The sequence below is a fragment of the Rhodococcus sp. JG-3 genome (genome assembly GCF_000482405.1).
GTDB classification, from domain to species: Bacteria; Actinomycetota; Actinomycetes; order Mycobacteriales; family Mycobacteriaceae; genus Rhodococcoides; species Rhodococcoides fascians.
This window is the reverse complement of sequence record NZ_KI519398.1, coordinates 2,289,056-2,304,322: the sequence shown is the minus strand read 5'-3', so window position 1 is coordinate 2,304,322 and position 15,267 is coordinate 2,289,056. Positions and strand designations below refer to the sequence as shown.

Below are 15,267 nucleotides of genomic sequence, written 5' to 3'. Positions count from 1 at the left end.
TGATGACTTCAGGATTACGCAGTGTGCACAATATCGGGTAACGACCGAGCTACAGGAAGTGCGCAATGACCGATCTCGACAAGACCGACGCCCGACTCCTCCTCGCCCTCTGCGCCAAGCCTCGAGCCACCGGCGTCGAACTCGCCACCACGTTGGGCCTGTCCCGCAACACCGTCCAGGCACGCCTCGGGCGGTGGGACGACAAGGGGTCCCTCACCCCCATCGATCACCGTATTCCGCCGAAGTCGCTGGGACGTCCGTTGCAGGCCTTCGTGACCGCTCAGGTCAATCAGCACACGTTGGCAGCGGTCACCGAGCACCTCCGCACGATCCCCGAGGTACTCGAGGTGTTCGGCCTGTCCGGTGCCGCGGACATGCACATCCGCATTGCGGCGGTCGACGCCGACGACCTGTACCGCATAGCCGGCCTGATCCTCGACATTCCTGGCGTCGAGCGGACGAACATGTCGATTGCCATGTCCGAGCTGATTCAGTACCGAACCAAGCCGTTGCTCGAACAGCTCGCCGACGACGGCCGCCGCTGAGCACCCCGACCATCCCCGCCGGGCCGATACCGACCGCATCACGCAATCTGCACGGTCCGAGCGATGCCGGTTGACCGGTCTGCGTCGTGCGCGACACCCTGTGACGGACAAGACATCCGGGTAGCCGCTGCATCTGCTCCCATCCCCTGACCGAAAGAGACCGACTGTGTCCGTCGTTGCCGACCACTCTGCCGTCACACCCACTCGACATCGCTCTTCTGTTGCCCAGACCGCGAATTCGGCTTCGGCACCGGCCGCACCCGGTGTCTTCGACCGGCCCGACATGCCATCCGACTCCGCGCACGAGCGCGTGGTGTTCTGCCACGATCGAGACACCGGTCTGCGCGCGATCGTCGCGATTCACTCGACCGTGCTGGGACCGGCACTCGGCGGAACTCGCTTCTACCCCTACGCAACCGAGCAGGACGCCGTGACCGATGTATTGAGACTCTCCCGCGGGATGACCTACAAGGCGGCTGTCGCAGGGGTCGATCTGGGCGGCGGGAAGGCAGTCATCATCGGCGACCCGACCGTCATCAAGACCCCGACATTGCTCGAGGCCTACGGCCGGTTCGTCGAATCGCTCGGCGGCACGTACGTCACGGCAGGCGACGTCGGCACCAACAGCGACGACCTCGATATCGTCGCCGAAGAAACGGCCTACGTCGTCGGTAAGAACACCACCGCGGGCGGCACCGGCGACAGCGGTCCACAGACGGCGCTCGGGGTCTATCTCTCCCTGCTGGCAGCAGCCGAATCGACCTGGGGCTCCGACGATCTGACCGGCAGACGAGTAGGTGTCGAAGGCGTAGGCAAAGTGGGTTACAACCTGGTGGCGCTCCTGCGCGGAGCGGGTGCCGACGTGCTCGTGAGCGACTCCTACGAACCCGCCCTCGAACGGATCGCCCAGGACTTCCCCGGCGTCACGATCGGAACCGACATCATCGGAGCCGACATCGACGTGTACGCCCCGTGCGCCATGGAAGCAACGCTCGACGCGTCCTCGGTGGACCGGCTGTCGGCGTCCATCGTGTGCGGTGCCGCGAACAATCAACTGCTCACGCCCGACGTCGAATCGCTGCTGGCCGCCCGGGGCATCGTCTGGGTACCGGACTACGTGGCCAACGCCGGCGGCTTGATTCAGGTGGAAGGTGAACTGCGCGGACGAAATTCGGCCGAGGTGATGGCAACGATCGGACAGATCCGTACTACCGTCGCCGGCATATTCGCCATGGCACGCAGCGAAGGGATCCTGCTCGGAGCAGCCGCGGACCGACTGGCCGAGAGGCGAATTGCGGCCGCCCGAGGGTAGGGACCGCACGCCCGGTGCGCTCCACCCGGCAGCGCATGTACCGCGCTGGCCTCAGGAGTGGAGCGCACCGCTGCGATCTACTGCGGCGCCCGTCTACTGCAGCGCAATGTACTTGGTCTCGAGGTATTCCTCGATCCCTTCCGAGCCGCCCTCTCGTCCGAAGCCCGACTCCTTCACACCGCCGAAGGGGGCCGCGGCGTCGGAGATGGCACCCCGGTTGACCCCCACCATGCCGGTGTCGAGAGCAGCCGAGACCCGCAGAGCCCGATCGAGGCTCTCGGTGTAGAAATAGGCCACCAATCCGTACCGGGTGTCGTTGGCCGCGGCGACGGCCTCGTCCTCGGTCTCGAATCCGACGATGGCGGCAACCGGCCCGAAGATCTCGTCGCGCAACAGGTTTGCGTCGGCCGGGATGCGGTCGAGCACAGTGGGCGTGAAGAAGAACCCGGGACCGTCGGGTGCCGATCCGCCGGTGCGGATGCGGGCGCCCTTGGCAACGGCATCGTCGACGAGTGCCGACACCGTCCGTCGCTGCTTGTCGTTGATGAGTGGTCCGATGTCGGTACCCTCGCGATCACCGGGGCCGACCGTCAGTGCTGCGATTCTCGCGGTCAGCTTCTCGGTGAATTCCTCGCGAACGGGCTCGGCCACGTACAGACGGTTTGCTGCAGTGCACGCCTCACCACCGTTGCGCATCTTGGCCAGCATCGCTCCGTCGACGGCGGCATCGATGTTCGCGTCTTCGAAGACGATGAACGGCGCATTGCCGCCGAGCTCCATCGATGTCCGGAGCAGTCGGTCGGCTGCATTGCGCACCAACAGCTTTCCCACTCCGGTCGATCCGGTGAAGGTGACCTTCCGCAGTCTGGGGTCGTCCATCAGCGGACCGGTGACGGATGCAGCGTCCGAGGCCGGGAGCACCGACAGCACACCGCTGGGCAATCCGGCGTCGGCGAACACCTGACCGAGCAGGAGCATCGTCAGTGGGGTGTCCTCGGCCGGCTTGACGATGACGGTGCAACCCGCTGCGAGCGCGGGACCGATCTTGCGAGTTCCCATGGCCAGCGGGAAATTCCACGGAGTGATCGCGAGTACCGGGCCGACCGGCATCTTGGTGACAAGGATGCGGCCGTTACCGGCGGGCGCAGGGGTGTACCGGCCGCCGATCCGGACCGCTTCCTCGCTGAACCAGCGCAGGAATTCACCGCCGTAGTTGACTTCACCGCGACTCTCCGCCAAAGACTTTCCCATTTCCAGGGTCATCAGCAGAGCGAAATCGGCTGCACGTTCCTGCAACAGGACGAAGGCGCGCCGCAGAATCTCGGCTCGCTCCCGAGCAGGCGTTGCCGCCCACTCCGGTTGCGCCGCGGCAGCGAGATCGAGGGCCGCGATGCCGTCGGCTGCGCCTGCGTCGGCGACGGTGGTCAGTTCCTCACCGGTGGCGGGATTCAGGACGGCGAATCGCGCGCCCGACTGCGCGGGGGTCTGCTTTCCACCGAGCCACAGGTCGGTGGGCAGCGAGGACAGCAGTTGCTCGACGGCCATGTCAGAGTCCCTTAGAAGCGTCGCGCAGTGCGTTCTCGAGGACCGTGAGTGCGTCGTCGAGCAACTCGTCGGAGATCACCAGCGGCGGAAGCAGGCGGATGACGTTGCCGTAGGTTCCGCACGTCAACACGATCACGCCTGCCGCGAGTGCCGCAGCGGCAACGGCTTTGGTGGCCTCGGGGTTCGGCTCACGTCCACCCGGTACGACGAGTTCGACGGCAAGCATGGCCCCGCGGCCTCGGACCTCACCCATGATCGCGACCTCCGGCATCAACGCCGTGAGCCGATCGACGACGATGCGTTCGATGTCGCGAGCGCGGGCGTTGAGGTCGAGGGTCTCCATCTGTTCGATCGATGCCAGCGCAGCGGCGCATGCGACGGGATTGCCTCCGTAGGTGCCGCCGAGCCCACCGGGATGCACGGCGTCGATCAGATCGGCCCGGCCCGTCACCGCGGCCAGTGGCATACCGCCCGCGATGCCCTTGGCCATGGTGATCAGGTCCGGCACGATGCCCTCGTGCTCGCTGGCGAACCAGGCACCGGTGCGGGTGAATCCGGACTGCACCTCGTCGGCGATGAACACGACATCGTGCTTGCGCGCCCACTCGGTCAGCGCAGGCAGGAAGCCGTCCGCCGGCACGACGAAGCCGCCCTCACCCTGGATCGGCTCGATCAGGATGGCCGCGAGATTGTCTGCGCCGACCTGCTTTTCGATCATGGAGATCGCACGGGCGGCGGCCTGTGCACCGGTGACGGCCGATCCGTCGGCACCGAGTCCTTCACGGAACGGGTACGACATCGGAACTCGATAGACCTCGGGAGCGAACGGCCCGAATCCACTCTTGTACGGCATCGACTTCGAGGTCAGAGCCATCGTCAGGTTCGTGCGGCCGTGATACGCGTGGTCGAACACGACCACGGCCGAGCGGCCGGTGGCGTGCCGGGCGATCTTGACTGCGTTCTCGACGGCCTCGGCACCACTGTTGAACAGGACGGTGCGCTTGTCGTGATCTCCCGGGGTGAGTTCGGCCAACTTCTCGGCGACCGCGATGTATCCCTCGTAGGGCGCGATCATGAAGCAGGTGTGGGTGAAGTGAGCGACCTGATCCTGCACGGCGGCAACGACAGCCGGATTCGACGCACCGACGGTCGTCACGGCGATACCGGCACCGAGGTCGATCAACGAATTGCCGTCGACGTCGACCACGACGCCGCCGTCTGCGTCGGCCACGTACACCGGCAGCGTCGATGCGACGCCTGCACCGACGACGGCCTTGCGGCGCTCGGCCAGAGCCGACGATTTCGGGCCGGGGAACGCGGTGACGATCCTGCGCTCCTGCGGAAGTCGGTATTCGATCGAAGCCATGGTCGCACCTTTCGGGTTGGTCTCTGTGCAGCAAGTATGCGACCGCGAGGGGCGACCGGAGACTGCCGATACGTACATTCAGGTGCAGAAGCACACGCCATTTCGTCAGGCACGATTACAGTGCGACAGGTGAGTGTGCAGATTTCCTGGTTGTTGAGACAACGCGACCTCCGGCTGAGTCATCGCGGCGGGCCCGAACGCAGCGGTGCCGCCATCACCTTCGCGCAGGCGACCGAGCTCACCGATCCGAGTCCGTGGTTGTCCGGCGGCGAGCTGATCCTCACGACAGGTCTCGGCTTCGACTCCGGCGGCCCCGCACTCGCGCAGTACGTCCGCACCCTCCGAACGGCAGGGGTTGCCTGCCTCGGATTCGGAACCGGTCTCTCGCACAGCGTGATTCCACGAGAACTTCTCGACGCGGCAGACGAGGTCGGGCTACCCGTCGTCGAGGTTCCCTACGACACTCCCTTCGCCGCGGTCATTCGGGCGGTCACCACACGCATCGCCGAGCAGGAGTACGAGGAAGTCCTGCGGGCGGCGTCGGTACAGAGCCGCATCACCCGCGCCGCACTGCACGGCGGCGTCGACGCGATCGTGCGCGAATTGGCGGTCGCCACCTCCACCTCCGTCGCGCTCATCGGACATCGCACCGAGTCGTTTCATCCGGTCGACGCGGCGGATCTGATCGCGCAGGCCCGCGAGATCGCCGCCAGTATCCGTCCGTCGTCGTCACCCGCGACGGTGTCGGTGAGCGAGCCGGGCCGCACCGTGAGCCTGCACTCGGTACCGATCACCGCCAGTGCGCCGAGCTTTCTCGCAATTCGCACGAAGGGGCCCGTGACGGGAGTCGAGCAGATATTGCTCGGGCATGCGGTGTCGCTGATAACCCTCGAACTGGAAAAGCCCGCGCGGCTGCGCGCGGAGCAGACGGCCCTCAACTCGCGCGCGCTCGGACTTCTCCTCGACGGGCATCTCCTGTCCCCCGGTGACACGCAGGTACCGAGCTATCTCGCCGACGCGGCCGACGACGACTCCCGCATCACCGTGGTGGTTCTCCGCGGCGCGACGGGGCGGACGGGTTCCATCGCCGATGCCGTCGATGCTCAGTTCCGCGCCCACGCACGGCCGACGTTCGTCAGGTCCACCGACGACGGTGCCGAGATGCTGCTACCCGGCGACGACGCGACTTTCGTTGCGCAGCTGATGAATTCGCTCCCCCGTTCGGTGTGTGCGGGGGTCGGCACCGACATGCACATTACCGAGGCCCCCACCGCGCTCAGACAAGCGCGGCTCGCGTGCGCGGCGGCCGGTCCCGGTGATCGGGTCGTCCACTTCACCGGGTCGATGCTGCTGGCGTCGGAACCGGTTCGGGAATCGTTGCGTGCCATGGCTGCCGTCACCATCGCCGTACTGGCCGAGTACGACCGCACTCACACCGCGGATCTGGTGGGTTCGCTTCGAGCGTTCCTGGAAGCCAACGGGCACTGGGAAACCGCCGCTGCCCACCTGTCGGTGCATCGTCACACCTTGCGCAACCGCATCACACGATGCGAGGAATTGCTGGGGGTGGATCTGACGTCGGCGCGGGTGCGAGCGGAACTGCTGCTCTCCCTACTTGCGGCATGAGCGCGCCCCTCTGTGTCAGGATTTCGCGATGACCACCCCTCGTCCTGAACCCCAGATCTCCGTCGCCACCGCGAAGTCGGTTCGGCTCGGAGTGCTGCTGGCGGCTGTGGGCGGATTTCTGGATGCGTACACCTACGTCACTCGCGGCGGTGTGTTCGCCGGTGCCCAGACCGGCAACGTGGTGCTGCTCGGCGTGGACGTGGCGGGCGGGCGTTGGGTGGAGGCGCTGGTGTTCCTGCCGCCGTTGACGGCGTTCGTTCTGGGTGTCATGACGGCCGAGTTCATCGCGTTGCCTGCGATCGAGAGGATCGTGCGCAGGCCGGTGCGGGCTGTGCTCTGCTACGAGATCCTGGTTCTGGTGATCGTCGGGTTTCTGCCGGCAATGGTTCCCGATGCGGTGGTGTCGGTCATCCTCGCGCATGTCGCGGGCGTGCAGGTGACGACCTTTCGGGTGTTGGTGGATTCGCCGTTCAACACGACGATGACGACCGGCAACCTCCGCACCATGGCCATGGCGGCGTTTCATCGTGTGGTCGAGCATGATCGGGAGGCGGGGATCAGGGCTCGGCGGTTCGGCACGGTCATCGCCGGGTTTCTCGGCGGCGCTGTACTCGGCGCAGTGTCGGTGGAGCTGTTCGCTCTGCGCGCGATCTGGGTGGTGGCCGTCATGCTGATCGTCGCGCTGGCACTGTTCGTGTTCGACGAACGCCCACCTCGATCGGCTGCAGCGAAGCGTTAGTCGCCCAGTCGAAGCGGCGCGATGGTGTCGAAGACGTCCCCTGGGCCCGGGTTGTCCGGTGCCGAGATGCCACCCAGGTGATGTACGACGCCCCACACCGCGTTCAGTGCTGTGTGAATCGCGCCCTCCGCCCAACCGGCGGTCCACGAGATGTCGTCGCCGGCAAGGAAGATGCCACGGTGTCGGGGTTCGAGTTCGTCCTGCACGAAGTGGGTGAACAGTCTTTCCTGATAGCGGTAGTGCCCCGGCAGGTTGGCCTTGAACGCACCCATGAAGTCGCGCTCGGTCTCCCAGGACAGCGTCACCGGAGTCGAGATGATGTGGCTGCGAAAGTCGACACCCGGGTAGATCTCTTCGAGGGATCGCAACATGATGTTCATGCGTTCGGTGGGATCGAGAGCCAGCAGTTTGAGCGAGTCGTCGGACCAGGTGTAGGACAGGCAGATCAGCCCCGGCTTTCCTTCGCCCTGATCGAGAAGGTATGTGCCGCGGCTCATCCGGTCGGTCAGCGTCATGCTGACCAGATCACGCCCGGTCACCGGGTCCTTGTCTTTCCAGAACGGCCGATCGACGAGTGCGAAGACCTTCGTCGACCCCATGTAGTGGGTACGTTCGATGGCGGTCCAGTGGTCGATCGGGAACAGATCGTCGTCGCATCTGATGTTGCTGAGCAACATCCAACTCTGCGCGGTCACGACCGCAGCCGCGTACGTACGGATGTTTCCTCGGTCGTCGTGGATCGTGGTGCCGCCCCCGGTGCGCCTGATCTCGGTGACGCGCGGCATCGTGGCGCCGCCGTTCACCGAGGACACCGACGTACCCGCCGGCCAGTGCGCCAGGTCCGCGGGTGTGTCGGTCCACAACCGCATCGGCAGCTGCTGTGACCCGCCGACTATGCCGCGGTGGTGATCGTCGGCTGCGGTGATGACGACACGAAGGATCTCAAGAATGGAGTTGGGATAGTCGGTGTCCCAACCTCCTGTTCCGAAACCGACCTGGCCGAACAACTCTCGCATGCGAAACGACGAGAAATGCTCGGACGCAGCGAGGAATCCGTAGAAGGTCTGATCGTCGAATTTCACGATCAGTTCGTTCCAGATGCGCTTGATCTCGGCCGCGTCCCGCCTGCGGATGGCACGCTGCAGCGGAATCAGTTCGGCGTGCTCCTCGAGCGTTCTGTTCCATGCGTCGGCGACCTCGGCGAAGATCGGCGGGAGATCCTCGAGCTTGCGGGCGTAGTGGCTGGTGCCCTTGAGATCGATCACCGTACTGGGGGTCGCCTCGGCCAACGGGTTCGGGAACGGTGTCGTCTCGAGCCCGACGGAGTCGAGGTAGTGGAACAACGCGGTCGAGGACGGCGGAAACCGCATCGCGCCCATTTCGGCGACCACACCCGGATGCCCCTCGAACGGCACCGATCGCATGCGGCCGCCGATTCGATCCGATTCGTAGACAACCGGTTCCAGGCCGAGCCGAAGCAACTCGCGGGCCACGACCATTCCTGCGAGTCCGCCGCCGACCACCGCGACTCGGGTACCGAGTGCGGCGTCGGGAACGCTACCCAGGCCGGCCGGGTGGGCGAGGTAATCGTCGTAGGCGAACGGAAAGTCCGGCCCGAACATGGTGAGCGGTTGTTCGTCCTCGGGCTCGATCGCGCTGTCCGGGGTGACGGGTGTGGTCATCTGTCGTTCTCCTGCTCGGCTCGTACCGGGCCTGCGGTCCCTGCGGGACGAGGTGCCGTCCGATACAGATCCGGACGTCGGTCGGAAAGGTGGGTGTTGATCGCTCGGGACCTGTCGAGGTCGGCGGGGTCCAAGTGCACCGTCAACAGTTGCTCGTGCACACCGGCTCTGGCGATGTCGGTGCCATCGGGAGCAACGGCGCACGTCAGGCCGCAATAGGTCAGGCTCGACTCGGTGCCACAGCGGTTGACGTAGGTGACGAACACCTGGCTCTCGTAGGCCCGCGTGGGAACCACGTGGGTTGCGATGATCTCGAATGGCGACATCAGACCGGTCGGGACGATCAACCATTGCGTACCCGCGTCGGCGTGCGCGCGGACGGTCTCCGGAAATTCGACGTCGTAACAGGTGAGCAGACCGCAGCGCAGATCTTCGAAGTCGAACTGCACCACCAACTCCTGGCCTGGGGTGAAGTGGGCACGATCGAGCTCACCGAACAGGTGCGTCTTGCGGTAACGCGCCAGTGACGTACCGGTCGCGTCGACGACCTGAACGGCGTTGTACACCGACTCGCCGCTGCGTTCGGGATATCCGTACACGATCGCGACGCCGTGAGCACGGGCGATCTGTGCGACCCTCCCGAAGATCGGCCCGTCGAACGGTTCGGCACGGTCGACGACGAGTTCACCGATGTCGTAACCGCTGACCGACATCTCCGGAGTGACCAGGATCGATGCACCTGCCGCCGCGGCAGCCGCAGCCGCAGCATCGAGTGCCGTCAGGTTCGACTCGACATCGCCGGAGTCCTCCGGCCCCTGATAGAGCGAGACGGTGTTCGTCACCGATTCAACCCCGGCTTTCCGATCGGCAATTCTTCGGGCAGGGCTGGTGCCAGCACCCACAACACTCGCGCTCCACCGCTGCTGTCGCTGCGGAAACTGTGCCGACGGCGCGGCGAGAACGTGAAGGCGTCCCCCGCCCCGAGAGAGATGTCGTCCCCGCCGAAGTCCGCGCCAGGATCGGCGTCGAAGATCACCCGGAGCTCGCCGTCGATCACGTACACGAAGCTCACGTCGAGCGGCAGCGTGTACGCCTCGGACCCACTCCCGCCGCCGTGTTCGATATGCCCCAACAACACCTGGACGCGACGCTCCCCTACCGGCGTCAGCAGATACTCGGTCATCTGTACTCCACCGAACATGATGCGCGGCAACGACTGTGCGCGTACCACTTCGCCGACGGGTGCGTCGTCGAACAGCGAGCCGACCGGTACGTCGAGCGCGGCGCAGACTCTAACCAGGGATGCGACCGATGCGTTCACCTGATCGCGCTCGAGCTTGGACAGATACCCCTTGGTGACCCCGCAGGTGTAGGCGAGCGCGTCGAGCGTCAGCCGCTTCTTCAGGCGCGCCTCCTTCAGGCGCGCACCGATTCGTGGCGCATCGACGTCGACCTGCGCGGCTGAAGACACCCTTTTCGCCTTTCAGGAAACTTGTGTTGACAAGACCGAGCATCAGAGTAACGCTTGCCGAGCGACATGGTCGACCTTTCGACGGCCGGGCGCTCGACTGCGGAGGGACATCTCGATGAATGCGAACAACCCGGAACACACCCCGGTCGGCCCGCTCGACGCCACCAAGGTCCCCCGTTACGCCGAACCGACGACATTCGCGCGACTCCCCCGGCTCGACGAGGTGTCGCGGGCAGACGTGACGATTCTCGGCGTGCCGTTCGATTCGGGGGTGAGCTACCGGCCGGGTGCGCGCTTCGGACCCGGCCACATCCGTGCGGCGTCGAAACTGTTGCGGCCGTACAACCCTGCCCTGCAGGTCTCGCCGTTCGCACGCCAACAGGTAGCCGACTTCGGCGACATCGGGGTCAATCCGTTCGACATCACCGAAGCGCTGCAGACCGTGCACGATGCCGTGACGGACCTGCGTGCCGACGGCTCTTCGGTGCTGACTCTCGGCGGCGACCACACCATCGCGCTCCCGATCCTGCGTTCGCTCGCGCGTGATCACGGGCCGATTGCGGTGTTGCACTTCGACGCCCACCTCGATACCTGGGATACGTATTTCGGTGCGCCGTACACACACGGGACGCCGTTTCGGCGGGCGAGCGAGGAAGGGCTCATCGACCTCGAACGCTCCCAGCACATCGGTATCCGCGGCCCTCTCTACAGTGAGCAGGACCTCGAGGACGACCGGGTGCTCGGCTTCCAGGTGATTCGTTCCGACGACTACGAGGTCGACGGCGTGGCCAGCATCGTCGAGCGGATGCGTCGTCGCCTCGACGGTGGCCCGGTCTACGTCTCGGTCGACATCGACGTTCTCGATCCCGCGCACGCTCCGGGCACCGGCACACCCGAGGCCGGCGGGATGACCTCGCGCGAGTTGCTCAACACGCTGCGCGGTCTAGTCGGGCTGAACGTGGTCGGTGCCGACATCGTGGAAGTCGCGCCCGCATACGACCACGCCGAGATCACCGGCATCGCGGCGGCCCATGTCGCGTACGAGTTGCTGTCGGTGCTGGCGCTGAACCGGTAGCGGGCACTTACCGGCGCGGCAACACCAGAATCGGTACGGGCGAGTGGCGGATGATCTTCGTTGCCCGTGAACCGAGAAACACTCGGGCGATCGGACCCAACGGCCCGGACGACCCGATGGTCAGCACTTCGCCGTCCTGCCAGTGCAGTTCGTCGAGTGCTTCTCGCCAACTGCCCGCGGTGGCCAACTCGGTGTCGACGCGGTCGGCCGGTAACCCCACCGCGACAGCGTCGTCCACTGCCGCGGTCAGCGCCTCGCTCAGTCCTCGGGCGAGCTCGGCCGCTACGTCGTCCTCGGCTCGCAGCCCGATCTCGGGCGGATACATCGTTGCCCCGCGAACGACGAACGAGGCCAAGCGAAGTGGCACACCGGTGTCGCGGGCCAACTCCGCTGTGGGCCCGACGACGCGGGTGGCCTCACTGTCGCCCGAGAACGCGCACGTGATCCGCGTCAGGACGGCCCGATCTCGAATGCGGTAGCCGCGCGGGGCCAACGCGACGGTGACCGGCGAGGAATGGAGCAACTTGTCCGCGGTGGAACCGACGACGACTTGCCCGAGAGCACCGTCCCCCGAGGAACCCAGAACCAGGATCGACGCCCCGGTGGTCTCCGCGGCCTCGGTCAATGCAGTGGACACCGAGCGGTGCGACATCCGGTGGAACGACGCGGCGACATCGGGTGCGCGTTCCTCCAAGTAGTGGCGGGCTTTCGCCTCCGACTCGGTGGCCGTCGACGCCGCCCAGTCCGCGAACTCGGCGTCGACCCGGGCCATCGACGGCGTCGACCACGGCTTGGGAACCACGGTTGCCACGTCGATGTTCGTGGTCAGGGATCGGGCCAGTTGCGCACCGAGATCGAGGGCACCGACACTTCCCTTGCCGGGCGCGAACGCGATCAGCACGCTCATTCTGCGTCCTTTCCGACCGATCGAAGCGCCGAATGATGCCGACCCCACAGGAAGTAGAACGCGAGAACCACGGCGAGCCAGAGCCCGAACCAGAACCATGTGGTCCACCGCAAGCCGGACAGGATGTAGATGCACGCGGCGATGGACAGGATCGGTGTCACCGGGTAGCCCGGCACCTTGAACGGACGCTCGAGGTCGGGCATCGTCCGGCGCAGGACGATCACACCGATCGCCACGACGATGAACGCGACGAGCGTTCCGATCGACACCAGATCGGCCAACTTGTCCAGCGGAACGAACGCGGCGAGGATCGAGATGATCACCGCGACGACGATCGTGTTGTTGACGGGGGTGTGAGTCCGGGGACTGACCTTCGCGAACGCCTTGGGCAGCATCCCGTCTCGGCCCATGGCGAACAGAATGCGCGTCTGCCCGTACATCGTCACCAGAGTCACCGAGAAGATCGAGATCACCGCGCCCGCCGCCAGAATCGTGGCCGGCCATGCCCGTCCGGTCACATTTCGGAGAATCTCGGCCAACCCGGCTTCTTCCTGCCCGGCGAATGCTGTCCACGGCTGTGTGCCCAACGCCGCGACCGCAACGACGAGGTAGAAGACGATCACCACGACGAGTGCGGCAATGATGGCTCGCGGCATGGTTTTCTGTGGATTCTTCACCTCGTCCCCGGCTGTCGAGACGGCGTCGAGACCGATGAACGAGAAGAAGATGGTGCCGGCCGCCGCGGTGACACCTGCCGCTCCGAGCGGCATGAAGTCCGAGAAGTTGCCGGAATCGAAGGCGGTGAATCCGACGACGGCGAACAGCGCGAGCACGCCCAGCTTGATGACGACCATGACTGCGTTCACCGCTGCGGACTCGCTCGCACCGCGAATGAGCAAGACGGCGCACAGAACGATCAGCACGACGGCGGGCAAGTTCAGGATTCCCGGATCGGCGTCACCCGGTGCCGCGGACAACGCGTGCGGGATGGTGAAGCCGAAGAGGTTACCGAGAAGTTCGTTGAGGTATCCGCTCCAGCCGACCGCGACCGCGGCACTCGACACCCCGTACTCCAGCAGCAGGCAGGCCGCAACACCCATCGCGACCACCTCCCCCATCGTCACGTATGCGTATGAGTACGTCGATCCCGAGACCGGCACCGCCGAGGCCATTTCGGCGTAACAGATAGCGGCGAGCCCGGCGGCAATTCCTGCGGCCAGGAACGACAGGACCACGGCTGGACCGGCTTCGGGAACGGCGAGCGAGAGCACGAAGAAGATGCCGGTGCCGATGGTCGCTCCCACTCCGAACATCGTCAGTTGGAACGTCCCGATGGTGCGTTCCAGACCACCGGGCTGCTGGTCCGGCTCTGCGATCGGTTTCTTGCGGAACAACTGCGAGCGCAGACCCGATGCGGGTCCGTTCGACGATGTCATGGTCGAGACTCCCAACGTGAAGACGAACGGTGCGGACCGAACCGTGCCGCGGGCGGTACAGCAGCCGACGCGAGGCGATTTCGGTGATTCTGCTCCCCGAGCCACCCGGTCGCACACCGAACACGCCGCGCGGTCCACGAGCTCGTCGTCGAGCCGGTGTCGGTGTGAGCGCCGCCTACCATTGACCTCGACTCGGATGGGAGACCCTCGAACACATGGCCACACAGCCGGACGCGACACCGCTCGACGCGGTGGCCGCGCAAGCGGCCTCGGACGCAGGCGGCCTGGACGTCGCGTTCCTGGGGAACTTTCTCGACGTCGTGACCGATGCGGTGGACGCAGGTGTTCCGCTCACCCGGAAGCAACTTCGGGAGTGCCGCGTACACGGCGACGAAGCAGCCCGAGCGGGTGTGGCTCTGCGCGCGTTGCTCGACCTCTACCTGTCGGCGGCGTGGCGATTGTGGCGCGAGTTGCCCGCCGTGCAGGCCGCCGCAGCAGACCCGGCCGGGGTCGTCACCGCGGGCGAGGTCATGCTTCGAGCCGTCGACGACGCCGCGGCCGAACTCGCCGAAGGCTTTCAGCTCGCCCGGCGGACCCTGGTTCGCGTGGAGGTATTGGCACGCCGCGAGTTCGTGGACGATCTGCTCTCCGGAACGGCCGATGTCGCCGGTGTCCTGGGACGTGCGCAGACGTTCGGGCTGGATCTGTCGAGTCCGCACGCAGTCGCCGTGGTCACGTCCACGACTCCGTTCACCGACGCGACGTCGGCCATCGGGCTGGTCGAACGCAGCGTGCAGGGCAGCAAAGGGGACGCCGATCTCCTCGTCGCCACCAAGCAGGGTCGGCTGATCGTGGTGTTTCCGGCACCCGATCGCGAGGCCGTCGACCACGTGCTCACCCGTGTGGGACGAGTCCTCGGTGCGTCTGCAGCCGGCCCGAGCGATACGGTCGACCTGCGCCGTCGCGGCGAATACGGACGGATACAGCTCGGAGTCGGTCGCCCACGCAGCGGCGCAGTCGGCGTGGCGGCGTCGTACCGAGACGCCCTGGACGCGCTCGAGCTGGCGTCCTCGCTGGGGCTCGACACACCCGTCGTCGACGCCCGTGATCTGCTCGTCTATCGCGTTCTGATCAGTGATCGCGCCGCGATCGCCGATCTGGTCGAGACGTTGCTGACCCCGTTGACGAGCGCTCGGGGCGGAGCAGGCCCACTGCTGGAAACATTGCAGGTGTACTTCGAGACCGGCGCGAACTCGGCGTCCACCGCACGCCGGATGCATCTGTCAGTGCGCGCCGTCACGTACAGATTGTCGCGAATAAGAGATTTGACCGGGCAAGATGTGGGCAATCCCGTCGAGGCATTTGCGCTGCACACGGCAGTACTCGGCGCGATGTTGCTCGACTGGCCGCGATCCGGCCTGCACTCCTGAATCGCACCTGAGGCCAAGATTGCCGGAAGTCGGCAAGAAAGTCTGCTGAAACATGTCCGCAAAACAACCCTGCCTGCAGTAAAGCAAACAGTCAGACTGGAGTAGTTGCGGTCGAACCGCCCCACATACCGAT

13 protein-coding genes are annotated in these 15,267 nt (G+C 65.9%); 6 read left to right on the top strand and 7 right to left on the bottom strand.

What is annotated here, in order from left to right; all coding sequences use genetic code 11:
• Positions 1–65 precede the first annotated feature (65 nt).
• Together K414_RS0112430 and K414_RS26845 are read left to right on the top strand one after the other, a co-directional pair.
• A complete protein-coding gene (locus tag K414_RS0112430) occupies positions 66–545 on the top strand; it encodes an Lrp/AsnC family transcriptional regulator (protein WP_027496234.1) in 480 nt (159 codons plus the stop codon).
• Positions 546–828: 283 nt separating this feature from the next.
• Complete coding sequence (locus K414_RS26845) at positions 829–1,857, top strand: Glu/Leu/Phe/Val dehydrogenase dimerization domain-containing protein (protein WP_051365356.1); 1,029 nt, start codon at positions 829–831, stop codon at positions 1,855–1,857.
• 93 nt (positions 1,858–1,950) lie between these two features.
• On the opposite strand, the gene K414_RS0112420 is transcribed toward K414_RS26845, so the two are convergent.
• Complete coding sequence (locus K414_RS0112420) at positions 1,951–3,402, bottom strand: NAD-dependent succinate-semialdehyde dehydrogenase (protein ID WP_032408052.1); 1,452 nt, start codon at positions 3,400–3,402, stop codon at positions 1,951–1,953.
• A gap of 1 nt (position 3,403) precedes the next feature.
• On the bottom strand, positions 3,404–4,768 hold the full coding sequence (gene gabT, locus K414_RS0112415; RefSeq protein ID WP_027496232.1) for a 4-aminobutyrate--2-oxoglutarate transaminase: 1,365 nt from the start codon (positions 4,766–4,768) through the stop codon (positions 3,404–3,406).
• A gap of 129 nt (positions 4,769–4,897) precedes the next feature.
• Here gabT and K414_RS0112410 point away from each other — a divergent pair, with 129 nt between their 5' ends.
• Together K414_RS0112410 and K414_RS0112405 are read left to right on the top strand one after the other, a co-directional pair.
• The gene (locus tag K414_RS0112410; RefSeq protein WP_032408053.1) at positions 4,898–6,394 is read left to right on the top strand and encodes a PucR family transcriptional regulator; all 1,497 of its coding nucleotides are present in this window, start codon (positions 4,898–4,900) and stop codon (positions 6,392–6,394) included.
• A gap of 28 nt (positions 6,395–6,422) precedes the next feature.
• Positions 6,423–7,133, top strand: coding sequence for a YoaK family protein (locus tag K414_RS0112405; RefSeq protein WP_037219192.1), 711 nt, complete (start codon positions 6,423–6,425; stop codon positions 7,131–7,133).
• Here K414_RS0112405 and K414_RS0112400 read toward each other — a convergent pair.
• From K414_RS0112400 to K414_RS0112390, 3 genes are read right to left on the bottom strand one after another with little or no spacing between them, the layout of a single operon-like run.
• Positions 7,130–8,815 carry an NAD(P)/FAD-dependent oxidoreductase gene (locus tag K414_RS0112400; protein WP_027496229.1) on the bottom strand — a complete coding sequence of 562 codons (1,686 nt, stop codon included), beginning with the start codon at positions 8,813–8,815 and terminating at the stop codon, positions 7,130–7,132. The genes K414_RS0112405 and K414_RS0112400 overlap by 4 nt on opposite strands.
• A complete protein-coding gene (locus K414_RS26840; protein WP_037219189.1) occupies positions 8,812–9,657 on the bottom strand; it encodes a carbon-nitrogen hydrolase family protein in 846 nt (281 codons plus the stop codon). Before K414_RS26840 ends, K414_RS0112400 begins: the two co-directional genes overlap by 4 nt.
• Positions 9,654–10,286 (bottom strand): XRE family transcriptional regulator, encoded by a 633-nt coding sequence (locus K414_RS0112390; RefSeq protein ID WP_027496228.1) that lies wholly within the window; start codon positions 10,284–10,286, stop codon positions 9,654–9,656. Before K414_RS0112390 ends, K414_RS26840 begins: the two co-directional genes overlap by 4 nt.
• Positions 10,287–10,401: 115 nt before the next feature.
• On the opposite strand from K414_RS0112390, the gene speB reads away from it, so the two are divergent.
• Positions 10,402–11,361, top strand: coding sequence for an agmatinase (gene speB / locus K414_RS0112385; protein ID WP_027496227.1), 960 nt, complete (start codon positions 10,402–10,404; stop codon positions 11,359–11,361).
• A 7-nt stretch (positions 11,362–11,368) separates the two neighbouring features.
• Here speB and K414_RS0112380 read toward each other — a convergent pair whose 3' ends face one another.
• Together K414_RS0112380 and K414_RS0112375 are read right to left on the bottom strand one after the other, a co-directional pair.
• Complete coding sequence (locus K414_RS0112380; protein ID WP_027496226.1) at positions 11,369–12,268, bottom strand: universal stress protein; 900 nt, start codon at positions 12,266–12,268, stop codon at positions 11,369–11,371.
• Entirely contained in the window at positions 12,265–13,704 is a 1,440-nt protein-coding gene (locus tag K414_RS0112375; RefSeq protein ID WP_027496225.1) for an amino acid permease, read from the bottom strand. The genes K414_RS0112380 and K414_RS0112375 overlap by 4 nt, the downstream gene beginning before the upstream one ends.
• A 215-nt stretch (positions 13,705–13,919) precedes the next feature.
• Between K414_RS0112375 and K414_RS0112370 the strand changes: the two genes are divergently transcribed.
• Complete coding sequence (locus K414_RS0112370; RefSeq protein ID WP_027496224.1) at positions 13,920–15,134, top strand: helix-turn-helix domain-containing protein; 1,215 nt, start codon at positions 13,920–13,922, stop codon at positions 15,132–15,134.
• Positions 15,135–15,267: the final 133 nt, after the last annotated feature.